This window comes from Mesorhizobium sp. M0276 (assembly GCF_040321755.1).
Taxonomy (GTDB): Bacteria; Pseudomonadota; Alphaproteobacteria; order Rhizobiales; family Rhizobiaceae; genus Mesorhizobium.
The window spans coordinates 15,382-38,443 of record NZ_JAMYSC010000033.1; the positions used below are offsets into that span (position 1 = coordinate 15,382).

The 23,062-nt window shown below is 60.4% G+C and carries 19 protein-coding genes and 9 pseudogenes; 17 read left to right on the forward strand and 11 right to left on the reverse strand.

Annotation, left to right across the window (positions count from 1 at the left end; translation table 11 throughout):
• Positions 1–294: 294 nt before the first annotated feature.
• The 5 genes and pseudogenes from NKJ01_RS23820 to NKJ01_RS23840 all read right to left on the reverse strand — a co-directional run bounded on the left by NKJ01_RS23820 (position 295) and on the right by NKJ01_RS23840 (position 4,257).
• Positions 295–1,065 carry an ABC transporter permease gene (locus tag NKJ01_RS23820; protein ID WP_352731509.1) on the reverse strand — a complete coding sequence of 257 codons (771 nt, stop codon included), beginning with the start codon at positions 1,063–1,065 and terminating at the stop codon, positions 295–297.
• Entirely contained in the window at positions 1,062–1,868 is an 807-nt protein-coding gene (locus NKJ01_RS23825; protein WP_352731511.1) for an ABC transporter ATP-binding protein, read from the reverse strand. The genes NKJ01_RS23820 and NKJ01_RS23825 overlap by 4 nt, the downstream gene beginning before the upstream one ends.
• A 23-nt stretch (positions 1,869–1,891) precedes the next feature.
• Positions 1,892–2,947, reverse strand: coding sequence for an ABC transporter substrate-binding protein (locus NKJ01_RS23830; protein WP_352731513.1), 1,056 nt, complete (start codon positions 2,945–2,947; stop codon positions 1,892–1,894).
• Between the two features lie 308 nt (positions 2,948–3,255).
• Positions 3,256–3,953, reverse strand: a pseudogene (locus NKJ01_RS23835) (transposase); the annotation flags it as partial.
• Between the two features lie 13 nt (positions 3,954–3,966).
• Positions 3,967–4,257, reverse strand: coding sequence for a hypothetical protein (locus NKJ01_RS23840; RefSeq protein ID WP_352731516.1), 291 nt, complete (start codon positions 4,255–4,257; stop codon positions 3,967–3,969).
• 81 nt (positions 4,258–4,338) lie between these two features.
• On the opposite strand from NKJ01_RS23840, the pseudogene NKJ01_RS23845 reads away from it, so the two are divergent.
• Together NKJ01_RS23845 and NKJ01_RS23850 are read left to right on the forward strand one after the other, a co-directional pair.
• A pseudogene (locus NKJ01_RS23845) lies at positions 4,339–4,697 on the forward strand (hypothetical protein); the annotation flags it as partial.
• A gap of 516 nt (positions 4,698–5,213) precedes the next feature.
• A pseudogene (locus tag NKJ01_RS23850) lies at positions 5,214–5,372 on the forward strand (SMC-Scp complex subunit ScpB); the annotation flags it as partial.
• A 41-nt stretch (positions 5,373–5,413) separates the two neighbouring features.
• Here NKJ01_RS23850 and NKJ01_RS23855 read toward each other — a convergent pair.
• A complete protein-coding gene (locus NKJ01_RS23855) occupies positions 5,414–5,923 on the reverse strand; it encodes an RES family NAD+ phosphorylase (RefSeq protein WP_352731518.1) in 510 nt (169 codons plus the stop codon).
• A complete protein-coding gene (locus NKJ01_RS23860; protein ID WP_352731521.1) occupies positions 5,920–6,306 on the reverse strand; it encodes a hypothetical protein in 387 nt (128 codons plus the stop codon). The genes NKJ01_RS23855 and NKJ01_RS23860 overlap by 4 nt, the downstream gene beginning before the upstream one ends.
• A 407-nt stretch (positions 6,307–6,713) precedes the next feature.
• Between NKJ01_RS23860 and NKJ01_RS23865 the strand changes: the two genes are divergently transcribed.
• The 3 genes and pseudogenes from NKJ01_RS23865 to NKJ01_RS23875 all read left to right on the forward strand — a co-directional run.
• The gene (locus NKJ01_RS23865; RefSeq protein WP_352731523.1) at positions 6,714–8,450 is read left to right on the forward strand and encodes an adenylate/guanylate cyclase domain-containing protein; all 1,737 of its coding nucleotides are present in this window, start codon (positions 6,714–6,716) and stop codon (positions 8,448–8,450) included.
• A 186-nt stretch (positions 8,451–8,636) separates the two neighbouring features.
• Positions 8,637–9,119 (forward strand): GNAT family N-acetyltransferase, encoded by a 483-nt coding sequence (locus tag NKJ01_RS23870; protein WP_352731525.1) that lies wholly within the window; start codon positions 8,637–8,639, stop codon positions 9,117–9,119.
• Positions 9,120–9,280: 161 nt separating this feature from the next.
• A pseudogene (locus NKJ01_RS23875) lies at positions 9,281–9,397 on the forward strand (transposase); the annotation flags it as partial.
• Position 9,398: 1 nt separating this feature from the next.
• On the opposite strand, the pseudogene NKJ01_RS23880 reads toward NKJ01_RS23875, so the two are convergent.
• A pseudogene (locus NKJ01_RS23880) lies at positions 9,399–9,825 on the reverse strand (transposase); the annotation flags it as partial.
• A 22-nt stretch (positions 9,826–9,847) separates the two neighbouring features.
• Between NKJ01_RS23880 and NKJ01_RS36480 the strand changes: the two are divergent.
• The 3 genes from NKJ01_RS36480 (at position 9,848) to NKJ01_RS23895 (ending at position 10,944) form a co-directional block, all read left to right on the forward strand.
• Entirely contained in the window at positions 9,848–10,219 is a 372-nt protein-coding gene (locus NKJ01_RS36480; RefSeq protein ID WP_502905902.1) for a hypothetical protein, read from the forward strand.
• 311 nt (positions 10,220–10,530) lie between these two features.
• Positions 10,531–10,617 carry a hypothetical protein gene (locus NKJ01_RS23890; protein ID WP_502905904.1) on the forward strand — a complete coding sequence of 29 codons (87 nt, stop codon included), beginning with the start codon at positions 10,531–10,533 and terminating at the stop codon, positions 10,615–10,617.
• 123 nt (positions 10,618–10,740) lie between these two features.
• Positions 10,741–10,944, forward strand: a complete 204-nt coding sequence (locus tag NKJ01_RS23895) for a helix-turn-helix domain-containing protein (protein WP_352731527.1) — start codon at positions 10,741–10,743, stop codon at positions 10,942–10,944.
• A 179-nt stretch (positions 10,945–11,123) separates the two neighbouring features.
• Here NKJ01_RS23895 and NKJ01_RS23900 read toward each other — a convergent pair.
• Positions 11,124–11,503, reverse strand: a pseudogene (locus tag NKJ01_RS23900) (HipA domain-containing protein); the annotation flags it as partial.
• Positions 11,504–12,188: 685 nt separating this feature from the next.
• Between NKJ01_RS23900 and NKJ01_RS23905 the strand changes: the two are divergent.
• The 4 genes and pseudogenes from NKJ01_RS23905 (at position 12,189) to NKJ01_RS23920 (ending at position 16,468) form a co-directional block, all read left to right on the forward strand.
• A complete protein-coding gene (locus NKJ01_RS23905; protein WP_352731529.1) occupies positions 12,189–13,496 on the forward strand; it encodes a PRC-barrel domain-containing protein in 1,308 nt (435 codons plus the stop codon).
• A 729-nt stretch (positions 13,497–14,225) separates the two neighbouring features.
• Positions 14,226–14,477: pseudogene (locus tag NKJ01_RS23910) on the forward strand (IS21 family transposase); the annotation flags it as partial.
• A gap of 311 nt (positions 14,478–14,788) precedes the next feature.
• Positions 14,789–15,498, forward strand: a pseudogene (locus NKJ01_RS23915) (IS6 family transposase).
• 289 nt (positions 15,499–15,787) lie between these two features.
• Complete coding sequence (locus tag NKJ01_RS23920) at positions 15,788–16,468, forward strand: peroxiredoxin-like family protein (RefSeq protein WP_352731531.1); 681 nt, start codon at positions 15,788–15,790, stop codon at positions 16,466–16,468.
• A gap of 420 nt (positions 16,469–16,888) precedes the next feature.
• Here NKJ01_RS23920 and NKJ01_RS23925 read toward each other — a convergent pair whose 3' ends face one another.
• Together NKJ01_RS23925 and NKJ01_RS23930 are read right to left on the reverse strand one after the other, a co-directional pair.
• Positions 16,889–17,392, reverse strand: coding sequence for a DUF6538 domain-containing protein (locus tag NKJ01_RS23925; RefSeq protein WP_352731534.1), 504 nt, complete (start codon positions 17,390–17,392; stop codon positions 16,889–16,891).
• Positions 17,393–17,608: 216 nt separating this feature from the next.
• A pseudogene (locus NKJ01_RS23930) lies at positions 17,609–18,091 on the reverse strand (IS630 family transposase); the annotation flags it as partial.
• A 331-nt stretch (positions 18,092–18,422) separates the two neighbouring features.
• On the opposite strand from NKJ01_RS23930, the gene NKJ01_RS23935 reads away from it, so the two are divergent.
• The 5 genes from NKJ01_RS23935 (at position 18,423) to NKJ01_RS23955 (ending at position 23,055) form a co-directional block, all read left to right on the forward strand.
• The gene (locus tag NKJ01_RS23935; protein ID WP_352731536.1) at positions 18,423–19,625 is read left to right on the forward strand and encodes an ABC transporter substrate-binding protein; all 1,203 of its coding nucleotides are present in this window, start codon (positions 18,423–18,425) and stop codon (positions 19,623–19,625) included.
• Between the two features lie 74 nt (positions 19,626–19,699).
• The gene (locus NKJ01_RS23940) at positions 19,700–20,566 is read left to right on the forward strand and encodes a branched-chain amino acid ABC transporter permease (protein WP_352731538.1); all 867 of its coding nucleotides are present in this window, start codon (positions 19,700–19,702) and stop codon (positions 20,564–20,566) included.
• A 5-nt stretch (positions 20,567–20,571) separates the two neighbouring features.
• On the forward strand, positions 20,572–21,546 hold the full coding sequence (locus NKJ01_RS23945; RefSeq protein WP_352731540.1) for a branched-chain amino acid ABC transporter permease: 975 nt from the start codon (positions 20,572–20,574) through the stop codon (positions 21,544–21,546).
• Positions 21,547–21,550: 4 nt separating this feature from the next.
• Positions 21,551–22,330 (forward strand): ABC transporter ATP-binding protein, encoded by a 780-nt coding sequence (locus tag NKJ01_RS23950; RefSeq protein ID WP_352528520.1) that lies wholly within the window; start codon positions 21,551–21,553, stop codon positions 22,328–22,330.
• 2 nt (positions 22,331–22,332) lie between these two features.
• Entirely contained in the window at positions 22,333–23,055 is a 723-nt protein-coding gene (locus NKJ01_RS23955; RefSeq protein ID WP_023759956.1) for an ABC transporter ATP-binding protein, read from the forward strand.
• Positions 23,056–23,062: the final 7 nt, after the last annotated feature.

A 23,062-nucleotide genomic window follows, 5' to 3' on the forward strand; every position in this document is an offset into this window, starting at 1 on the left:
CGGCTTCTCCTGATGTGACGCATACCGAAACCCACCGGAAGAGCAGATCATCGCGGTGCTGCGCGAGCACGACCGCTGGATGAAAATTCGGTGGCAGGTCACAGGCAACGAAACACTGCGAACAGCCGCCTACTTTCGACGTTGCAGCGCGACATAGATGCCAGGCGTAGCGGCGCTTCTTGAAGCGGGCGTCGACACACTTCCGGGAAATTGTTGGAACGGTGGCGCGATCGATGCCACAAGGGACCGCTTGTCCGGCTTCGGCGGTAGAACCCAATTAAATGCCAAGCGACATCAGCCCCTTAGCCCGGTGCCCCAGCGTCGATGCAGAAACCGTTCCCACGGGGAAAAAAGGGCTTTGTCAGCGAATAGACCGATAATCACGATGACAATCATGATTCCGATCACCTGCTCCATAGCATTGAGTTCGCGACCATAGTGTAGAAGTTGCCCTAGGCCGAACCCAGTCAGAATAGTGACGAAGATTTCAGCCGCCATCAGCGACCGCCACGCAAAAGCCCACCCTTGCTTCATGCCGCTGATAAGGAAGGGGAGCGAAGCGGGCAGGATCACCCGCGTCCATTTGTGCATTCCTTCGGAACCCATCGTGCGTGCTGCCCGCGCGTAAATGGGCGAGATGTTGCGGGTGCCTGTGTCGGTGGCGATCATCACCGACCAGACGGTGCCCATGATAACGACGAACAGCATGGCGCCCTCGGTCTGTCCGAACCACAAGAGCGCCAGCGGCACCCAACAGACGCTGGGCAGCGTCTGAAGCCCGAGCGCTAACGCGCCGATCGTATCCTCAAAGAATTGCGAGGTGCTGGTCAGAAAGCCCAATGGCACCCCGATCGCCACTCCGACCAAGTAGCCAGCAAGCAACCGGCGAAGCGTCACTAAGCTCGAATCGAGCAGCGTTCCATCCTGCAGGGCTCCCCACAGATATTCGCCGACGCTCAAGGGAGACGGCAAGATTATTGGCGACCACCGCCCGCTCAACACCAAGAGATGCCAAGCGAGCAGGAGGGCGGCAAAGAACAGGACAACCGAGAAGATTCGCCTCAATCAGGTACATCCATCGTTAGATAGTTCTTGAGCGCAGCCGTGATCTCAGCGGCATGTCTTGCCAGCTCCGGGCTATTTATGTCACGCGGTCTAGGCAGATCAATGGGGAATGTCTCTCGAATGCTTCCTGGGCGGGGCGACAATAGGATCACGCGATCGCCCAGGCAAACTGCTTCGCGTACATTGTGAGTGACCAACACGATGGTCTTCTTACGGGATTGCCAAATCTCCTGAACGTCGCTGTAGAGCTGCTCGCGAGTCATAGCGTCTAGCGCAGCCAGAGGCTCGTCCATGAGCAGTATGCGTGGATCAGGCGCCAGCGACCGCGCCAGCGCAACTCGCTGTTTCATGCCACCCGAAAGTTCATGCACATTGGATCGGGCGAATTTTTGCAGCCCGACCAGCGCCAGATGGCTGTTCGCGATCTCGTGGCGCTCGGCGTTATTCAGGTCGGCCCTGAGCTTTAGGCCGAACATCACATTGCCAAACACTGTCAGCCACGGAAACAGAGCCGATTCCTGGAACATCACCAAACGATGCCGTCCGGGTCCCACCACCGGCTGGCCGTCCGCGGAGACGCTACCAGAATCTGGTTTGGTCAGACCGGCGATGATGTCGAGAAGTGTCGATTTCCCGCAACCGCTAGGGCCTACCAGACAGATGAATTCGCCTGGTTTGACATGCAGTGATACATCGTCGAGCGCGTGGACTTCCGAGCGCGACGTTTTGAATCGCTTGGATATGCCCTCGACGATCAGTTGGCCCGGAATGGGCACAGTGACCTGATCCGCAGGGGGATTCAATACGACCTCGTTACCTCTCTCCATTAAGGGCGCTCGACCAGCCGCCCTAAATCGGGGGCGCTGCGCAGAAATCCGACGGATTGGGCATCGCGCACAAAGTGCTCAAGAGCATAGAGGTCGATGTCGCTCGTTACGGTGATGCGCTTCCAGGCGCGTGCGACGAGTTCGGGTGCCATCTTGACACGTGTCTCCTCTGCCAATTCGTCGCGCACAAGCCGCTGGGCCTCCTCTGGATTCTTGACGATCCATTCCGTCAATTCCCGGTGTGCGGCGGCAAACTTGGTTACCAGTGGCCGCTGATCCTTTAAGAAAGGCGCGCTGGAGGCGAGCACGGTCGTAACCGCCTTCGGCTCCTCGAGCAAGACCCGCCCCTGAGCTTCGGATTCGAGTCGAGAGACCCAAGGCTCGACCGTCCACACAGCATCAAGCTGCTTTTCCTTGAATAAGCTGAGTTGATCCGGATTAGCCGTCGGGATTACGTTGGCATCGCCGCCGGTCAATGTTATTTTCAACCCGCCTTTGCCGAGCCAAACGCGTGCCGCGACATCCTGGGTATTGCCAAGTTGAGGTGTGGCGATGGTGCGGCCCTTGAAATCGGCTGCCGAGTTCAGAGGCAAGTCTGGTTGCACCACCAGCGCCGAGCCGCCATTCGCTGCGCCGGCAATGATGCGTATTTCTTCGCCACCCGATTTCGTATATGCGTTGATCGCTGGGCTCGGGCCGACATACGTGAGGTCGAGCGAACTGGCGAAAATGGCTTCCATGGCGCTCGGTCCCGCATTGTAGAGGTACCATTCGACTTTGACGTCCGCGCCCAGCCGCTGCTCGAACCAGCCTTTTCCCTGGCGCGAGAGATTGTGGGCGATCAGCCCTTGCATGTGGGTGAGATTCGGGAAATGCCCCACGCGGATCACGATATCCTCCGCGACGCACGGGCTTACGAGTGCAGCAAGCCAGCTGATAGCGAGAAACCGCATGCTGAGAAGTTTCAAATACCTGCGACTTCGTTGGGAGTTCTGCATGTCCGGATAGGCTCCGATCTGCCCAGTGCGCCCGCGCCCGCACAGCAGGCCGTTCATCGGTCACTCATTCTGACCGACCCAAGTTATAGCAGATCGCGAAAAACCGCCAAGGAGATTACGCTCCGGCTCGCCGACGGTACGATTGCCGATTAGACGCTCGTCGACGAAGGCTAAGCCCCGATCTGGACGCCGAAATACAGCCTCACTGGTGCGATTGAGCAGCCTCAGCGAAAGGCCTTGCGCCATCCCGCCGCCCTTGCCGCCTGCTCCGAACAGAGAACCAGCGTTCACCGGCGAGCAGGTTGCTTCTGGTCTTCCAATAATACTCCTGTCCGGTGTCGGTTGGCAGTTAATTCGGTTCTTCCTCAACTTCGGTGGTGCGGTGGCAGCATTCGTGCCCTCAGCAGTTCGGAACCTGCCCTGCCGTACATCGCGCGCTTAAGGGTCTTGAGGCGGTTGGCGTTGTTGACGGCATCGATGTCTCTGCGCAAAACACGGGCGAACCGCATGATCGGAATGAGTTCGGAGTCCATTGCCTCGTCGATCCACGCATCCAGTGCTTCAGATTGCTTGCTGCGAAGGATCCCGTTGAAGCGCATCGCCAGGCGACGCATCTGGGCGAAAGCGTCAGATCCGCGCTTCAGCGCATCGACCTTTCTTGCCTGTCGACCCGTCAGCAGCCTGGTGGCTTGATGCACAGCGCCGCAGCAATCACCGGCGAGATCGCGTGACCGGTATCCGGATCTCGGACCGGCTCCAGGTTCCGGTTCGGCGCGGGAGACGGAATGTCATAGGCCTGCTCTTTTTCGGCTCGCCACCAAGCTCCCAGCAGGCGCTCCAGATTGGCGAAGCTGCCGGTGTAGTCGCGCTTCTTGACGTCATGAAACAGATGTCGCCCGCAACGGTTTCCTTTCTTCCAGCACTGGGCAAGGAACGTTTCGAAGTACCATGGTGATGTGGTCGGTCGCCTGCGCTCGGCCGACACACAGCCTGGCTGCCTGGCCTGCACCTCACTGTCGCGCATGCCGGTGAGATAGGCGCAAATGACGTAACAGGCGCCCTGCAACATGCGTTCCTCACGGGCGAGGCTCAGGCTTGCGCCAGGGCAGGTCGGTGTGCGGATCGATGGAGATCGGCGTATCGAGACCGCCGACCTCGGTACCGAGTTCGGCCGTCGCCTGATTGATCAACCGTGCCGTCGGTTCGGACTGACTGATCCGGCCGCTCTCGCGAGCGGCAACGTGCAGGCGCATCAGGTGGAGATTGTAAGGGGGTGTCTCTGCGCCCGTTTGTGGGTGGATGCGGCGAGCGACATTGGGCGCACGGTCGGTACGCCTCTGCCGGCCATCCGGCGCGCCTCGAGCCATTTGATCATACGGGCGCGATAAGTCTCGGCGACCGCTTCTCCGCTCTGCGTATCTTTGCCATCAGTGGCTCGCAACAGGCTCGAAATCACCATCCGGCATTCCAAATACGCGGCCTCGCGTTTCGCCCTGGAAGCCGAGCCGGCGCTGATCCAATTCGCGGAATCGTCGCCAATGCCATTCGTCAACGGCATTAAGGCGGCGCGGCAACGCATCGTTGCCAAAGACGACGAAGATCGCCAAAGCTTCCTGCGCAAGCGGGGCTTCTCCAAGTCCGAGACCACGAAGATTATCGATACGGTGCTGCTTGAGGAAGGCCGGCCGCCAGAATCGATTTTCGATTTCGTGCAGGGCATCACGCGGGTCGCGCGCGATAAATCCATCAGGATGTTCGTCTGGAGATGGAGGGTAGGGCTAAGAAGCTTCTCGATTTCGCCGCCTGATCCTGCGGAGGCCGGCAGCGAAAACTTTTGTTGCTGGCCTCACGGTTCGCATTCTCCATCAATCCCAGCGTCGTCCTCCGAAGCAAGAGGACGGCACTTTTTTCGTGACGGATAATGTGCCGGAACGTAGGTCTCCCGGTCATAGACAGCAGATCCGTCAAGTTCGATATCGTGCTGCAGCTGATGCTTGGCGGGCCGCTGGTCGCTGTCGGCCGTAAGCCCGAGCTAGCGCCCTGCGGCCGGCCTCTTCTCAGTACCTACACCACCAGGACGGAATCCGAGCATCTGCATTTTCGGCACGACGGGACGCGCAACACGAGCAAGTCCTTCACCGTCGACCGGCAGGTACTGATCCATATGCTGATGGACTCGCCAGCATGCTGGCGGCCCTCGGGCGGCTTGGTCGCGCCGAGATGCGCCGCCGAAACGATATCAACGCGTCATCATCCCAACCCACCAGATCTTGCGGCAGCCGGCCGGCGGCCGGCGTGAGGCCTGGAGGCAGAGGGGGAAAGCTCGCAGTTCGGGCTGGACACGCTGCGCCATCTGCCGGACTTCGAGGCGCTCGAGGACGCAGGGCTGCTGTCGAAGGAAAAGCTTTTGGCCGGGGATATTCCGGCCGGGTTGACTAGTAGGGAGGGCGAGGACGATGTCGTTGAGGAGCAGGTGTCGTGAGCGGGCGTTGTCGCGTTGCGACCACAGAGACAATCGATCATTCAGGACCAGGACGACTGATCATGCGGCAGCCGGTTATCAGGGTCGTGAACCGCGACATGATCGCCGTCGACAAGGTTGGCTGGAAAGATCACCAGGTTGGTGCCACCGGCGTGACGCAGCGACGGAAACAGGATGCCCCGAAGTCCGGCGGTGATGACCAAGTTCGCAAGCTTCCACGATGAAGGTATCTTCCTGTCGATGCGGGCGATCTGGCGCCAGGCACAATCCCATTCCCTCCAGGCGCTGTCCCAGACATTTGGGTCGAACCCGTGCGATAGGTCGGCGACCTCGGAAAGCGTGGCATGGCGGGCGGGGTGATGCTGGCGCCCTGCTTGTATTTCTCCAACGCCGTCTGAAGGCGCGCGGGACAGGTAAAGTGCTTCGACGCCGGGCCGATTGAATCGCCCGCCGTCGATCGCTGCTCCTGCGCCACTTGTGGGCAGGAAAGCCCATTTGGGTGTCAGATAGCGATGGAATATCTCGTCCGGCCCGACTCGGGTGACTTTCACCCGCGCGCCCCATTCTCGAGATCCCGAATGAAGGCCAGGACTGCTTCGACCTGGCCGCCGGCGACGAGCTCGGCCGCCGTGCGATGGCCATAGTCGGCGATCGGTTCATTGCGATACCAGTAGATCGCCTTGTTGACGTCGCCGGTGAGCTCCGTCGCGGCTGAAATCACCTTCACCATCTCGCGCAGCCGACCCTGCAGTCGCTCCGATGATGGATTACGGAGCGTGTTACGGTGGACGCCGGTCAACTGCGCCAGGTTGGCCACCTTGACGCCCAGCGCCTGCGACAGGCGCCTCGGCGAGATATATGGGGTGCGCGGTTCCTGCAGGCTGTCGACAAAGCCCGAGATCACTGTGGAATGTGCTAGCTGTGCGTGGGCCATGACAATTCTCCGACCTCTCATGTGCACAATATATGCACATTTTAACGCATAGCAAGTGAACGGAGGCCTGACCCCTTGCAGCGCACTGCTGTCCTTCCTCATTATCCAGCGGTTGCTAACGGCAGCAACGCGCCCATCTCGGTCACTTTACTAGCGCTTTCCGTCTACCAGAGGCGGACATGGCCGCGTCAACACCTACCCGACATTCAGGGCACTCGGCACTGACCCCCTTTGCTGACCTTCTCCAAGACGAGTCCAAGGGCAAGTCGTGGCCCAAGTGGGGACAATCGACAGCTGCGATGACCCTATGTAGCTGCTTGGCGATCGAGCCTCGAAGTCAACCTCATAGACTTTTGAAATGGTCGGCATAACATTCGCTTTTCTGCTTTCAATGAAAGCAACGCGAAATGGCCGAAGAACGCGTCCAACGCCGCCTTGCCGCCATATTGGCTGCCGACGTGGTGGGCTACAGTCGACTTCTGGACGTGGACGAGCAAGGAACGTTGGCCGCGTTAAGGAGGAGGAGGAAGGAAATTCTCGAACCACTCGTGCGCGACCGTAAAGGCCGTATTGTAAAAGTGATGGGTGATGGCGTTCTGGTCGAGTTCGGAAGCGCCGTGAACGCCGTGTCATGCGCCGTGGACCTTCAGAAGCGGATGGCGGCCGCAAACGAGGGTGTGACCGCCGACCGGAGAATCAACCTGCATATCGGCATCAATCTGGGCGATGTCGTTGTCGAGGACGGCGATCTGTTCGGCGACGGCGTCATTGTCGCAGTGCGGCTCCAGGCTATGGCCGGGGCAGGAGATGTCTTTGTGTCCGGCAGCGTCTACGACCAAGTCAAGCGGAAGCTCGATTGCGGCTTCGACGAACTTGGTCCGCAAGCGATCAAGAACGTCACCGAACCGGTGACTGTCTACCGGATCTCGTTGTCGACCGCGTCGGACGATGGCGGGCTCGCAGAGAAAGCGCCTCTGCAGCTCCCCGCCAAGCCGTCCATTGCCGTCCTCCCCTTTACGAACATGAGCAATGATCCGGAGCAGGAGGCATTTGTCGATGGCCTCACCGAAGACTTGATCACGGATCTGTCGAGGACAAGCGAGTTGTTCGTCATCGCCAGCAACTCGGCATTTGCATACAAAGGCAGGCACGTTGATGTGCGTCGCATCGCGCGCGAATTGGGAGTTCGCCATCTTCTTGAAGGTAGTGCACGGCGGGCCGCTGGACGGGTGCGTATCAACGCCCAACTGATCGACGCGATCGCGGGTGACCACCTTTGGGCCGAAAGATTCGACCGCAGCCTAGAAGATATCTTCGCTGTTCAGGATGAGGTGACCGGCAAGATTGTCGAGGCTCTGGTTGGCCGCCTGACCACCGCGCCGGCGCGCAGCAGACCGAGCAACCTGGAGGCTTATGATATCTGTGTGCGTGCCCGGGCCCTTGGTCTGCAAACGGCGCTTACCGCGAAAGAGGCCATTTTACTGCTGGACCGGGCAATCGCGCTCGACCCGGAATACGCGGAGGCGCACCGTTGGCTGGCACTAAACCTCTGGCTGGGCTGGGAGTTCTGGGACGAACCGATGGACCCCAACCGCGCAAGAGCGCTCGCCGAAGCGCAACTGGCGGTCGAACTCGACCCGAACGACGCCGGGAACAGATGGGTATTGGGCGTCATATTGGGACATGAGAGTCGCTGGGCGGAATCGGATGCCGAATTCAATGCTGCCCACGAGCTGGATCCCAACCACGCCGATGCTTGGGCTATGCGGGCCGAATTGACGACGCAAAAGGGCCGACCTGCCGAAGCCATAGAGCAGGTCCGCAGGGCACTGCGACTCAACCCTCACCCGCCCGGTTGGTATTATTGGATGTTGGGTCAGGCCCAATATGCCATGGGCGACTACGAATCCGCGATCCAAACGCTGCGCAGGCCCGAAACCTATCGCACGACTTCACGGCGCCTGCTTGCAGCAAGCCTTGCGCAACTTGGCCGTTTGGAGGAAGCGCGCTGGGAGGCGAAAATGTTCATGATAAGCAATCCGCACTTCACTATCCGGCACTGGTCGGAATCGCAGCCATTCCCGGCCGAAGACGTGCGATGGCACATCGAGGAAGGTTATCGCATGGCGGGGCTGCCGGCATGACTGTCATTAGTTATACCTTCGGCCTGCTGTCGACAGGCGTCTCAAGGCTGCCGCAGCAGCGAACATTTGGTCTTCTGACGGAACGAAATTCGCCATATCGAGCGTTTGTTTCGCCTCACGGGGTGCTTGAACATGGCCAGTGAAGACTTTCGGCACCGGATAGCGCGACGCGAGGACCTCGCCTCCATGATTGCGCTCATGAACGCAGCGATCTCCGAACTCCAGAACCCGTTTCTCGACGATGACCAGATCCGATCCAGCCGCGCAATCATGGGGCTGGACACGCAGCTTGTCGATGATGGCACCTATTTCGTCGTGGAGCACGACGGTGTCCTGGCAGGGTGCGGTGGCTGGAGCCGGCGCACGACCATGTATGGTGGTGATCAGTCACCGGGACGCAACGCGGCACTGCTTGATCCAGCCACGGACGCTGCGCGTATCAGAGCCATGTATACGCATCCGGACTTTGTCCGGCGAGGCGTCGGCCGCCTTATCCTTTCACTTTGTGAACGTGCCGCTAAGGCTGAGGGCTTCCGCCGTGCCGATCTGGCAGCCACGATGGCAGGAGAGCCGCTCTATCGAGCCTGCGGCTACCAACCCGCCGAGAAATTCGTCGATGACCGTGGCGGCGCTCCGGTTCCGATCCTGATGATGAGCAAGACGCTCTGAGCTACGGCTCAAAGGTCACTCGCTCGCGGCCGGCACTCGCTCCGGCCAGTATGGCAGCAGGAGAATGCTGGAGGTTGAACCAGGCTGGCCATCTCGAACGAAAGAGTACTTCGTCCGTGAACTATCCGCAAGCCATTGATCTAGCATCCTGATTCCCATTTTGGACACGGGCTCGCGAGGCGGGGCCGATCGCCAGCCAGGCAGTGCTGGTGGCGATCGGCGTGGATTGGGAGGGCCGGCGCCAGGTTTTGGGCGTTGAGCTGGCCAACCGGGAGAGCCATGGGCATCGGAGACGACGAGCTTGACGCCGCGCAGGCCCGTCGACTTGCGCAGGAACTCCGTCCAGGTCGGCTCGGCCTCAGACGTGCCGATCTCCATGCCCAGCACCTCGCGTCGGCCGTCCGCATTGACGCCGACAGCGATGATGGCGGTGACCGAGACGATGCGGCCGCCGCAGCGCACCTTCAGGTAGGTGGCGTCGATCCACAGATATAGCCAGTCGCCGTCGATGGGTCTTTCGAGGAACGCTTTGACCTTGCCGTCGATCTCTTCGCACAGCCGGCTGACCTGGCTCTTGGACGCCGCGCATGCCCATGGCCTTGACCAGGTCATGGACCGAGCGGGTCGAGATACCCTGGACGTAGGCCTGCTGGATAAGGGCGGTCAGCGCCTTCTCGGCCATGCGGCGCGGTTCGAGGAAACCGGGGCTCGCCCGCTCCGAAGACCTTTTGGCTCGGCTCGACGAGCGCGTGCACAATAGCCCGGTCCTCGACGGTTTCTTGCAACGCCAGCATTTTGCTGACGCTGCGGCCGCGCTGTGGCTCGACGGTGAGCTCGTCCACATCCAAGACGTCGTCCTGCGCGACGCCCATATGGACATCCGCACCCCGACCCACGAACTCACCCGGGCGCATGCCGTGCTGCGCGCTCGCCGCCGCATCTTACCCACCCGACTGGGCGCTTTCTCGCGTTGGTTTTTGGCGTTGCGCGGCCGCGAAGGGCAGGGCGGCGACGCGTCGAGCGCGGGGCGGGCAGTCTCTCGACCCGATGCCGCGACGCCGGCCGCCGGGGGGCAAGGCCGCCGCCGGCGAAAGCCTTGAAGACACGGATCAGGAGGACGCTCTTGCCGACGAGCTCGCCGAGATCGACGCGCTGCTGGCCGTTCCAGCCGGCTGCTCGCCGGCGAAAAGTTCGCGCCGCGCGCGCGGACAGCTCGGTGGTCGACACGGCAGGGCAGGGGGGCAAACGCGCGGGAGGGCTTGCCGAACAATGTCGGGCCGCTGATCCGCGATCTCGACCGGGACGAGGACCATCGCTGACCGACTGGCTCGTCGGCTGACTCCGTGGCGAAAACAATGCCGGCCGTGCTGGCCGCGGCGATCGCTTAAAGGCCTGGCAAGACATCAAACCGCTGCAACACCAACATTGGTTCGGCACGCTTCTGGCGGCGCCGCTCAGGCAGCGCGGCAAGGTCGGCTCGCATCTTTTTTTTGCCTGAATGCCGTATTGCGCGTTGTTCCGTGGGAACGGCGGCGGGGCGCGCGATCGGACCGCCCGGCTGCTCGCTATCGTCCGCTTTCGCCGAGGTGGCCTCGGCCGGACTGAAGGAGTCGACCGGCTGATGCTGGCCAAAGGCCACATGGAGCGCCGGCTCAGGAGGCGGCGAAAAAGTTCAAGCCTGCCGGCGCTGATCGAGCTGGTCTCGGCCGGATTGATCGCGGCCGAGCTGAAAATCAGCCAGCGCGCCGCGCTCGACCTCGTCGCCGAACTCGGCATCCCGGAGGTGACGGGCCGGGGGGCGCTACCGGGGTGGGGGATCAGGTAGGATCGCCCGAACTAGCACTTCGGCAAATCCAAATCATGCAGCATCATGCATTGATGCTAGGGCTTTCTCAAGCCGGGATTTCGTCCGCTGGACTCATCGTCTGTTCCATGAACCCTCGACGCTGGCGCCGGTGATGGGACTGGCGCTGACTGGCGCGAAGCTGTGCAGGAATGTCCTCGTCATAGCGCCAGCGCCCGTTTGACGTGTTCGAAGGCGCTGGCCATGCGATTGATCTCGGCTGGGCGGGCGCCGACGCCTTGGCGGTATCGCGCCAGCTTGCGGTCACGGTCGCGACTTCTTTGATTATTGCGCGGGCTTGCAGCAGTGTGAGCGCGAAAAACTCCGACGCGGCTTCCAGCAGATCGAGCGAACAGGTGCCCTCATCGAGATCGATGTTCGTCGTCAGTACCCGGGCCTTGAGATCGGTCGGAACGGGATTGAGGTCGTATGCCGGCGAGAAAGCCCAACCCGCCTTTCCAAGCCACAGGAAACCGTGATGACGGAGGTGGTCGTCGACATTGGAGATCAGCACGTTGGAGACGACACGCCGAAATAGAGCAACCTCAACCATGCTCGAGATCGCCAGGCTGTTGGCCAAACCTTGAATATGCCGCAGCGGCCGGACGCCATGACGATCGCCGACGCGAAGGGCACAACGCCCTATTCCGGCGTTCTGGCCCGACGCCATGAGTGCCCGTAGCGCCGAAACCGACCGGCAGCGCAACGCCGCCGGGCTTACGGTCTGGGAAATGAGGGCGGGACATCGGGAAGCGACTTCGCGGCTTCGAGCTTCTCGGTCGGATTGAAAGTCGGTATAGCCTCCAGAGGGGTTTCAAAGGAAAGCTCCCGCATCGGGCACGATCAGCGACCGGACATATGCTCGACGATATCGGTCCGGCTGAACGCAGACGTCTGGCGTGGCTGAAGATTTCCAGATTCGCGAGTTGGGCGAGGGAGCCTTCGCAGATCCAGACTTGTTCGCGGGTGTCATCGATGCGCCGCCTACGCCGGCAACGGAAATGGCGAGCTGATCCGCTTCAAGACTTCAACGCCTTACGGCGGAAGTCAAACAGCGTTTTCCGAGGAGCGGAATTCATAGCAGGAGCGAAGGAGAGGTGGCTAATATACATTGAGTTTTGCCGGAACAACGGCGCTGTCCCAACGTTGTGAGTCGTGAAGTGCCGCGCCCGATCTTCCGCCGGGCCGCGCGGCCTATACGAAATCAGCCATCAGGAGAGACCATCATGATTCGCACCCTTTTAGCCACCACCGCCCTCGCGACATTGATCGCGACAGGCGCGTATGCGCAGAGCACGAGTACCCCGACGCCTGCCGCCACACCATCCGCGCAGGAGCCCGCGGTCACTCCCCGCGCCGAGGGCAGCATCGCTACCAACATTATCGGCGAAACCGTCTACAACGGCACCGGTGACAACGCCGAGACCATAGGCAAGGTCAGCGACGTCGTCTTCGACAAAAACGGCCAGGCGAAATCCGTCGTCATCGGCGTCGGCGGCTTCCTGGGTGTAGGGACGAAGAATGTCGCCTTCGATTTCGACAAGCTGCAGTGGGCCGAGAAGAACGGCGACCGCTGGCTGGTCGCCCAAACGACCAAGGACGAACTGAAGGCACGGCCGGACTTCGACAGCAAGGCCTATGCGCCGCCGCCCGCACCATTGACGACCACGCAAGCTCCGTCGGCTTCCGCGCCGACCACCACCGCGCAGGCCCCCGCCACGAACACCGCCCCGGCAGAGCCGGTGAAGCGGGCCGATGGCAACCTTGCCACCAACATTCTCGGCGAGACCGTCTACAACGGTACGGGCGATGACGCGCAGAACATCGGCAAGGTCGAGGACATCGTTCTGTCCAAGGAAGGCAAGGCGCAGTCCCTGGTCATCGGCGTGGGTGGTTTCCTTGGTCTTGGCACCAAGAACGTCACCTATGATTTCAACAAGGCACAGTGGGCGGAGAAGAACGGCAACCGCTGGCTGGTGGCGCAGACCACCAAGGAGGAGTTGCAGGCGCAGCCGGATTTCAATCGCAAGGCCTACGACCCTGCACCGGCCACAATGGCATCCAATCAGCCGGCTGCAACCGCCCCAGCCGTGACCACGGCCCCTGCCGCCGCTCCCGCCAACAAGACGGCCGCGGCCCCTGCGGCCACTACGGCACCGGCCCCTGACCAGACAACAACCGGGGCAATCGACAAGACCACACTCAAGCAGGTGCCGATTGGGGAAATCCGAGGTGACGATCTGAAGGGCACGACGGTCTACGGCGCCAATGATGCCACGGTCGGCCAGATCGGCGATGTCGTGCTGACGCCGGACAAGAAGCCCGACGCGGTGATCGTCGATGTCGGCGGCTTCCTTGGCATAGGTTCGAAGGAAGTGGCGGTCGGCATGGACAATTTGAAATTCATGACCGACAAGAATGGCAAGAAGTATCTGTACACGACATTCACCAAGGAACAGCTCCAGGCACAGCCCGCCTATGAGAAGGGCAGCTATGCACAGAAGCGTGACCAGCAGCGAATGGTCGTGCGGTAGCTAGAATAGGCGCCCCGGCGAGTACAGGCGCTATTTGGCTCCGCTCGCCGGATCTCATTTGGTTCGAAGAAATTACGCCAAGAGGGGTAGCAGTGCCGTGACTTTTCCCACCATCGTAGCACTTGCGGCATCCAGGTCTCCGCCGATGTCCAGTTGGTAATGGTAGAACTTTGCGCCAGTAGACACCGAACCCACGTATTGGAGGCCCCCTAGTAGCGATCGCTCTCCTCGATCCCGGGCTTGTACTTCACCTCACCCAGGCCGACGACGATCTTTTTATGCCTAAAAATTGAGATCGGGCTTGGTGGGATAACGCTTGTTGTCCAGGAAAAAGCGGCCATGATGTTGGGAGGCTTTCTTACCATCGAGCACGGCGATCTTCCGCTACGCCACGGCCACTCGAAACATGATGCGCACGTGACTCTCAAAGATTTCGTCGAGGGAAAAGAGGAAGCTCGGCATCTGTACCGTTGGCGGTATACGAGAACCCGATGCGGCTGTACCCAGCAGCATTGAGTAAACCGTCAAGGCTCGCCGATAGGCGTCTCGGAGCCACGCCGGCACCATTGAGGCGAATGCCTGGTCTCCGTCCTGCATCTGTTCCGGCCTGACCATCCCGAGGGCGTTTAGTGCTTCGCCGATTAGCTTTCGGTCTTCATCCTACTCCGGCCCTCGCGGCATCACGTACAGGAACGCCCGGCAGGCGGATTACGGTGACCGTGAAGTCGCCATGTCCGGATCTGCCACAGCCGCATGATGTTCGTCAGGGCCTATCCGCGCGAGACGCAGGAGATGGTGTTCGACGCCCATGACAGGATCTTTGCCTTCTTCGGCGGCGCCTGCACGCGCGGCATCTACGCCAACATGAAGACGGCAGTGGAAACGATCTTTGTTGGCAAGGACCGCCAATACAATCGACGGCTCCTGCAGATGTGTAGCCATTATCTGGTGCAGCCGGTCGCCTGCACGGCTAAACACGGGAGCTGCGCGGCGGACACGCCGACGTCACAGCTACCGCCACGCCAATTTTTGCAAACTTGACGCACACAACTCCCAGCCGCTGCGCGAGGCTCAGCGCTTCATCGCTCAATGGTACGCTTGGCCCAGGCGTACGTCGCCGAGTTCATGCGCCTCTACCATCCTATCGGGCTAGGGCGATCTGGAACCGAATGCATGAGAAGAATGACGCGGCAGGAGGAAGCGCGGTCGGCGCCCGCTGGTTCTGAAGACAAGACGGGACGAATGGGTGGGAGAGACCTACAAGGAAGGGTCGAAGGCCTATTTGGCACTCCATGGCCCAAACACTCCCTGATCCGCTCTACCGTCGCCACCGCTTCCTGCCGAGATCATCGCGCATGCTATGTGGCTTTACTTCCGCTTTCCGCTCAGTCTGTGCATGGTCGAGGACATGCTGGCTGCCCGCGGCATCATCGTTTCCCACCAGACCGTGCGGGCATGGGCGGAGAAGTTCGGTCGCCATTTCGCCAATCAGATCAAGCGAAGATTGGCCGGCCGCCTTGGCGACAAATGGCACCTCGACGAGATGGTCGTCACTATTGCCGACAACAAGCTATGGCGGGCCGTCGACCAGACGGCTTCGTGCTGGACGTCTCGTGCAAAGCCGCAGGAATGCCAAGGCTGCAAAGCGGCTGATGCGCAAACTGCTGAAAAAGCAGGATCATGCACCGCGCGTGATGATCACCGACAAGCTCGGCTCCTACGCTGTGGCTGGTCGAGAGATCATGCCGCAGGTCGAAGATCGGCGGCATAAGGGAATTGAATAACCGAGCGGAGAACTCGCACCAGCCGATGCGACGACGAGAACGGATCATGAAGCGCTTCAAGTCATCCGGGCCAACTTCAGCGGTTCGTTTCCATCCACGATCCGTTTGCCAACCTGTTTCACTTTCCCCGCCACGCTCTTTCATCCGCCGACCATCGTGAACTGCGCAGCGCTGCCATGGAAACTTGGCGCGAAATCACTCACGTCCCTGCTGCATGAAACTTGGATGAGGACGCCACCACTGTACCCTGCAAGCGATAACTTTGTACGGTGCTGTCGCATGCGTGGAAATACTGGCGGGGTTCGAGCACCGTCACACGGGCGACCCGCAGATGCTTTTTTCGTGTTATGATGGGCTTGCAACGCACGTAATTTCGACCTCGGCGATATGGCAGAGGCCGAACGCCATTTTGCCCGGGGCAGGAAGTTTTGCGCCCCAGCACGGACTCAACACCGAAGCGCTGGGCGTGTTGCCTCTTCTTGACTGATCCGGGCGAGGAGGTTGTCCATGTCCACGAGTAATGTCGACCGCCCGCTGCGGCCGGGCGACCGGGCACCGAATATTATGCTCGACGCGATCTCGCGCGAAGGCAAGATCGCGCTCGATGATTTTCGAGGCCGTAGCCCGTTACTGATCGGTTTGTTTCGAGGCCTGCACTGTCCGTTCTGCCGGCGCCATGTCGCGGCGATGGCGCAGCTCAATCCGGCCCTGAAGGAGAAAGGCGTCGAATGTCTCGCAGTGGTCAAGACGCCGGTCGAACGTGCGCGGCTTTACTTCCGTTACCATCCGCTACCCAATCTTCTTAGCGCATCCGATCCGGAGGGGACTTCGCATCGCGCCTTCGGTTTACCCATCGTCGAGTTGACGGAGAATGAAACCGAATGGCCGCACAAAGTCGGAATGGACCTGGTCACGACAATGCGGATCGATCTACCGGGGGAGTTGCCCGAACCGATGAACCCGGCTGCGGCGGGCGACTTTCTCGAAAAAAAGGACGGGTATGAAATTACGGAGGCCGACCAGCAGATTATGATCGCCGGTCACATGCCGCTTATCGGCGAGTTCCTGCTCGATCGGGAAGGCGTTGTGCGCTGGAGCTTCACAGAAGCCGAAGAGGGAGGTCAAAATGTATGCCGGGCGCCGAATCCCGAGGAATTGATGTCAGCAGCTTCCCAAGTCACACATTAAGCAGCTGCTGAAATAGGCTGCTGAAAACTCGTGTCGCTTGGCACCTAGTTGTAAGCAGGCGCCGTGCCTGAGCGGGAGCGCGTGCGTATCGGCCGACGCCTTCGACAAACTATCGTGTCGTCGTCCAGCATTTGCTCGGCCCGGAAAAGGTCATCCAGCGACACGGATTCTGATTTCGATGCAGTTGACTGAGACAGAGCGGAGCGGCTTGGCTGATTAACCTCACCTAGTTCGCCTTGCGCGACCGAGTCCCGCACTGCATCAACCTTTTCATCCTGAAGGGACTGCAGCGTACGAAGCTCTTCGGTCAGAAGCAGTCGCGCAAACACGAACCTTTGACTTCCATCCAATCCTGGGCAAAGGCGATCAGCGATAGTCGAAAACTCAGCCAGGTTCCCCGTTGCACGCATCCTGGTTAGGTCACCGATACGCTGCGCAACGAAACCGCTGCAGATATGCGATCACAGCGTCGGTATCGGCCTCAGCAACAAGACGATCAAAGTGGGTGAAAGCGTCCGTTTCACCATGTCCATAGTCAGCTGCCGTCGGCAAGATGATGAGATCGCCGCTCCACAGCCTTGTGGGATCGCTGGTTGCTAGTTCGAAGAAAGTTGCCTGTGCCACGATTTCGCGCTCGGCTACCTCTACGCCGTACCGTTTCGCCAGCGCGAAAAAGTCACCCTCGGTCCGCTGCGAAACCGAAATGTGATTCGCTGTGTCTCTCCCCGATCGAACACGTTCGAACTGGTCCTCCAATTCGATGGTCTTTCGGGCAAGCCTGGATTTCGCGATTTTCAGATCTTTTGTGCGCAACGAGGTCACAACCAGCGTTCTGCCGAAGGTAGGCGCCACGTCTGTCGGCACCCAGACACGGCAATAAAACGTGCCGCCTGGCAACATCATTCGCTCAGGCAATCGTGCCATACAATATGCCCCACCTATAACAGCGACTGTTACAACTGGGCCAAATTGCCGAACGACATCAAAAAACGTTTCACGATCAAACACTTAGCGTGTGATGGTGCCCAGAAGAGGAGCCTCAAAATCTGTCGGCATACCAGCAGTGCCAAGCCCACCATAGTCACCTCCGATTCTTCTAAACCACAATCAAAGCCCACATTCCGCTAGAGCGGCGGACTTTCATGTGAGTCCATACCCTGTGGCTGCGAAGTAATTTCTGCATTCTGTTGGAGAGAAGAGATTGCAGATATCGCCAATGGCCTGCCACAGGGCGTCGATGGTTCTGATGGCCTTTGCGCGCAGGTGCGCCTTGAGCTTGGCGAATGCCATTTCGATGGGATTGAGATCTGGGCTGTAGGGCGGCAGGAAGAGCAGCCATGCGCCTCTGGCCCGGATCGCTGCCTCGGCGGCCGGGCTCTTGTGGGCAGCGAGATTGTCGAGGATGACGACATCGCCCTTTGCCAGCGTCGGAGCGAGCTGCGTTTCGACATAGGTTTCGAAGATGCGCCGGTTCATCGGCGTGTCGATAACAAAAGGAGCCGTGAGCCCATGACAGCGCAACCCGGCGATGAAGGTCTGCGTCTTCCAATGCCCGAACGGTGCCTTTGAGCGCAGCCGTTGGCCCTTTAGGCAGCGGCCGCGCAGACGTGTCATCTCACTGGAATCCCTCGCGATTCAAACTGAACATCCGACGCTCTAGACCGTCGTAAGCGTACCGGAAAGAGCAGGCAGCGGCCGGGATTTGCGATAGTTCGAGTCACCGATTGTGGTTAAGTTGGTTAGCAAAATCAGCAGGTTACCGCGCACGGCTAAGTCGACCGATTGCAGCTGCGCATCGGATGCGGACCGGGCACTTCATCTACGACCTCACAAGATTGTCAACAATCGGTAAAAGTTTTGTTGACAGATAATAGATTCGAGCCTTCACTCACAAAAGTCGCGTATCGGTCGAGTTCTGTCGCCACAATGCGCGGCCTCCAAAGGGGAAAGAACAATGATCAATAGACGTTCAATAATCACATTCGCCGCGCTCGGCGCTGTCTCTGCGCTGGCAATCATGGCCGGCGGCACAATCACGGTGCACGCCGCCAACAAGGAACTCAAGATCGGTTTTGTCGGCGTCACGAGTGGCGCGGCCGCTGCGTGGGGTACATCCAACGTCCGCTCGATGCAGACGCGCGCCGCCTGGATCAACGAAACCGGCGGTGTGAAGATTGGTGACGAGACCTATGACATCAAAATCGTCACCTTCGACGATCAGAAGGACCCGAAGCGGGCGATCGCCGGCATGGAGAAGATGGCCCAGGAGGGCATCCACTATGTCGTCGGTCCGAATGTCGACGACGGCGCGGCGGCGGTGCGTCCCGTGGCAGAATCCAAGGGCATCATCTATTTTCCCTACGCATTCCCGAAGGAACTCTACACCCCGCCGGCGTCCAACGCCGTGCTCGGCATGATCGCCAACTACCAGTCAGCTCCGGCGATCTACAAATATCTCATGGAAAACAGGGGCGTGAAAAAAGTTGCCTTTGTCGCCGCCAACGAATCCGATCCGCTGAGCCAGCGGGATGGCGGTGTTGCCGCGGCAAAGGCGCTCGGGCTGGAGGTTGTGGCTGCCACGGACGTCTACCAAAACGATACCCGCGATTTCACCCCGGTACTGACGCCGATCGTTTTGCAAAAACCGGACCTGCTGGTGCTTTCGGGTGTCGCGCCCGGCAATGCGCCGCTGCTGATCCGCGCCGCGCGCGAGCTCGGCTACGAAGGTCTGATCTCCACCGAAACGGCGCAGGATGCCAAGGTGCTGGAAGAGGGCGCGGGCGAGTTGGCCAACGGCTTCATCTCAGTCGGCGGCGCATCGACGCCCGAAATCGCGTCCGACATGATGAAGGAGTTCGTCGACCGCTATACGAAAATGTTCGGCGAATACAATGACGAGTCCAACACCAAGGTCTACGCGCTCGAATACATCATCGAGACGCTGAAGGCGAACCCAGCCGCGATCAACAATGTCGAAGAGTTCAAGAAGACGATCGACACTTTCTCGGCGCCCAATCCCTATCTGAAGGGCGATGCCAAGCTGACCTATGTCGGAATAACGTCGTTTGGCCAGAAGCGCCAGCTTTCGGTCCCGATGGTGGTCACGGAATACCGCGACGGCAAGTTCGAGACGCTCTTCGTCGCTCAAGTCGATTGACGCAACTGCGAAGCGGATTGCCGCAGAGGCTCGTGCATTCGCCTTGAGCCTCTGAATGGCCGGGAACCATCCTGATGGAACAAGTCATCGCCAACGGGCTTTATCTTGGCGCGCAATACGCCTTGATCGCGCTCGGTCTGACCCTGATCTTCGCTCTGATGAACGTGCTTAACTTTGCCCATGGGCAGATGTACGTTCTCGGTGGCTTCGTCACCTACACCGTCTATGGCCAGCTCGGCATGCCTTTCGTCGTCGCCCTCGTCGCGTCCGGGATCACGCTGCTGGTCATTGGAGCGCTGGTCGAGAAATTCCTTTTCAGAACGGTGATTAGGCGAAGCGTGCGGGAGGAAAGTACGATGCTTCTCGCGGCGGCGGTCGCATTCTTCCTCGACGCCGTGATCCTCCTGCTGTTCGGTGAAAAGCAGCGCGGCGTGCCGAAGATCGTCAGCGGCGTCTTCGTCTCCGACAGCCTCATAATGCCTTACGACCGGCTGCTGGTCGGCGCACTCGCCATACTGTTCATCGCCTCCTTCGTGCTTTTCATGCAGTATAGCAAGCCGGGACGCGCCATGCGGGCGCTGGCGCAGGACCGGATCGCGGCGCAGCTTATGGGCGTCGAGGTCGACCGCTATTCGATGATCGGCTTTGCGCTTGGCGCCATGCTTGCCGGCATAGTCGGCGGGCTGCTGGTCGCCATCACCGGCGTCAATTCGGGCATCGGCGGGCCGATCTCGATCAAGGCGTTCTTGATGGTGATGATCGGCGGAGCCGGCGTCGTCAGCGGAGCGATCGCCGGCGGCTTCATCCTCGGCATGATGGAATCGGTCGGCCTGACGGTGCTACGCCACTATGGCGACGTCACCTATCTCGTCATCTTCGCCGCGCTGATGGTCTTTCTCAGCATCCGCCCCAACGGGCTCATGGGCAAGCCGTGGGGGTGATCGACATGAAGCGTACACGCAACATCTTCGCCGTCGCTGTCTTCCTGCTGGTCGTACTCATCGGCGTGCCCTGGCTGATCGAGGCGACCGGTCGGCTCGACCTCTACTATACGCTGACCTCGGTCGCATTGCTGAGCATCGCCAGCGCCGGCGTGTGGGTGACCTTCTACATCGGCCGTATCAATATCGGCCAGGGTGCCTTCGCGCTTATGGGCGGCTATGTTTCGGCCATCCTTGTCGTCCAGCACGGTGTGTCGTTCTGGCTGACACTGCCGCTGGCCGGGCTGTTCTGCGCCGCTGCAAGCGTGCTGATCGGACTGCCTATCCTGAGGCTCCGCGGCGTTTACTTCGCGATGGTCACGCTGGTGTTGACCGAAGTGGCGCGGCTGCTGGCGCTGGCGCTGCCGATCACCAACGGCGCCAAGGGCATGGTGAGCATTCCGCTCCCCGGCGGCATTTCGATCTTCGGCCTGACCATCCTTCCCGATTTCGCGACGCTCGCCAATCCACGCCCGGCGTTCTATCTCGTTTCGGTGGTGCTGATGGTGCTGTGCTTTGCCGGGCTTTACCGCCTTGTCCATTCGCGCATCGGCAAGCTCTGCCAGTCGCTGCAGCAGAACGAGGAACTGGCCTCCTCGATCGGCGTCAACATCGCCTATCTGCGTGTCATCGCCTACGCCATCTCCTCGTTCCTCGGCGGTCTCGGCGGCGCAATGTTTGTCGCCATTTCGCAGTCGATTTATCCGTCCAGCTTCACCGTGACCGACTCGGTGAACTTCATGCTGAACTGCTTCCTCGGCGGGCTCAGCTACGTCTTCGGGCCGATGATCGGCACCTTCGTGCTCTATTTCGGCTGGGATTTCCTGTTCGAGACCGGCGAGTTCCAGTTGCTGATCTTCTCGTCGGTGCTGATCGCGCTGATGCTGTTCCTTCCCAACGGCCTGCTCAGCCTGCGGCTGTTCGGCAAGAAGCAAGGCTAGGACCATGACCGAGCTTCTCCAGATCAAGGCAGTGACCAAACGCTTCGGCGGGCTGGTTGCGGTCAACAACGTTTCCTTCGCGGTCCGCGAACGCGAAATCCTCTCCGTGATCGGTCCCAACGGCGCCGGCAAATCGACGCTGTTCAAGCTGATTTCCTCTTTCCTCAGTCCGAGCTCGGGCGAGGTGCTGTTTCGCGGACAGCGGATTTCCGGCCTGGCGCCGCATATCGTCGCTCGGAAGGGCGTAGTCCGCACATTCCAGGAGACGACGATCTTCAAGGGCATGACCGTGCGCGACAACGTCATCATCGCACATCACCTGCGTTCCAATGCCACCCTTGCCGGCTTCTATCTTGGCACGACTACAGCGCGGCGCGACGAGGCCGAATTCGGACGATCCGCCGACGAGATCATCGATTTCCTCGATCTCGGCGCGCAACGGCATGAGATCGCGAGCACGCTGCCGCACGGGCATCTGCGCGCGCTGGGGATTGCCATCGGCCTCGCCACCAACCCGACCGTGCTCCTGCTCGACGAACCCTTTGCCGGCATGAACCACGACGAAACCGTACGTGCGGTGAAAATGGTGCGCGGCGTACGCAAACGCGGCGTGACCGTGCTACTCGTCGAGCACGACATGCCCGCCGTGATGAACATTTCCGACCGTATCGTCGTCCTGAACTTCGGCGTCAAAATCGCCGAGGGAACGCCGAAAGAAATCCAAGAGAACGAAAAGGTCATCGAAGCCTATCTCGGCGCCGAAGACGAGACGATCGGATTTTAGCCATGAGCGAACTGCTGAGCGTCTCCAATGTCGAACTCTACTACGACCACGTCTATGCGCTGAAGGGCGTGTCGCTGAGCGTCAACGAGGGCGAGACGGTAGCGCTGATCGGCGCGAACGGTGCGGGCAAATCGTCAATCCTGCGCGCAATCACCGGCCTGAAAAAAGTCCGTAGCGGCGAGATCCATTTCCAGGGCCGCCGCATCGACAAAACGCGGCCGGACGAGCTGGTCAGGATGGGCATCGCTATGGTGCCGGAGGGCCGGCGCGTCTTCTCCTACATGACCGTGCGCGACAATCTGATGATGGGCGCATTCACCCGCACCAACAAGGCCGACATCGCCACGACGCTGGAGATGGTGCTCGGGCGTTTTCCGCGCCTGAAGGAACGCTATTCGCAGACGGCGGGCACGATGAGCGGCGGCGAACAGCAGATGCTGGTGATCGGGCGGGCGCTGATGGCCAAGCCGAAGCTGCTCTTGCTCGACGAACCCTCGCTCGGCGTCGCGCCGAAGCTCGTGCAGGACATCGCCCGCTCGATCGTCGCGATCAACCGCGACGAAAAGGTCAGCGTGCTGCTGGTCGAGCAGAATTCGCGCATGGCGCTGCGCATCTCGCAGCGCGCCTACGCACTGACGACCGGAACGATCGCGCTGGCCGGAGATTCGGCTGAGCTGCTTGCCGACGATCGGGTCAAGAAACTCTATCTCGGCGGCGAAATATGAAGGCGCA

Coding starts and splice junctions, on each gene's coding strand:
- NKJ01_RS23870 (WP_352731525.1), top strand. CDS start 8,637: ATGATTGCGCTCATGAACGCAGCGATCTCCGAACTCCAGAACCCGTTT.
- NKJ01_RS23945 (WP_352731540.1), top strand. CDS start 20,572: ATGAAGCGTACACGCAACATCTTCGCCGTCGCTGTCTTCCTGCTGGTC.
- NKJ01_RS23955 (WP_023759956.1), top strand. CDS start 22,333: ATGAGCGAACTGCTGAGCGTCTCCAATGTCGAACTCTACTACGACCAC.
- NKJ01_RS23920 (WP_352731531.1), top strand. CDS start 15,788: ATGTCCACGAGTAATGTCGACCGCCCGCTGCGGCCGGGCGACCGGGCA.
- NKJ01_RS23895 (WP_352731527.1), top strand. CDS start 10,741: ATGCTGGCCAAAGGCCACATGGAGCGCCGGCTCAGGAGGCGGCGAAAA.
- NKJ01_RS23925 (WP_352731534.1), bottom strand. CDS start 17,392: ATGGCACGATTGCCTGAGCGAATGATGTTGCCAGGCGGCACGTTTTAT.
- NKJ01_RS23950 (WP_352528520.1), top strand. CDS start 21,551: ATGACCGAGCTTCTCCAGATCAAGGCAGTGACCAAACGCTTCGGCGGG.
- NKJ01_RS23840 (WP_352731516.1), bottom strand. CDS start 4,257: ATGGCTCGAGGCGCGCCGGATGGCCGGCAGAGGCGTACCGACCGTGCG.
- NKJ01_RS23935 (WP_352731536.1), top strand. CDS start 18,423: ATGATCAATAGACGTTCAATAATCACATTCGCCGCGCTCGGCGCTGTC.
- NKJ01_RS23830 (WP_352731513.1), bottom strand. CDS start 2,947: ATGAACGGCCTGCTGTGCGGGCGCGGGCGCACTGGGCAGATCGGAGCC.
- NKJ01_RS23860 (WP_352731521.1), bottom strand. CDS start 6,306: ATGGCCCACGCACAGCTAGCACATTCCACAGTGATCTCGGGCTTTGTC.
- NKJ01_RS23940 (WP_352731538.1), top strand. CDS start 19,700: ATGGAACAAGTCATCGCCAACGGGCTTTATCTTGGCGCGCAATACGCC.
- NKJ01_RS23865 (WP_352731523.1), top strand. CDS start 6,714: ATGGCCGAAGAACGCGTCCAACGCCGCCTTGCCGCCATATTGGCTGCC.
- NKJ01_RS23905 (WP_352731529.1), top strand. CDS start 12,189: ATGATTCGCACCCTTTTAGCCACCACCGCCCTCGCGACATTGATCGCG.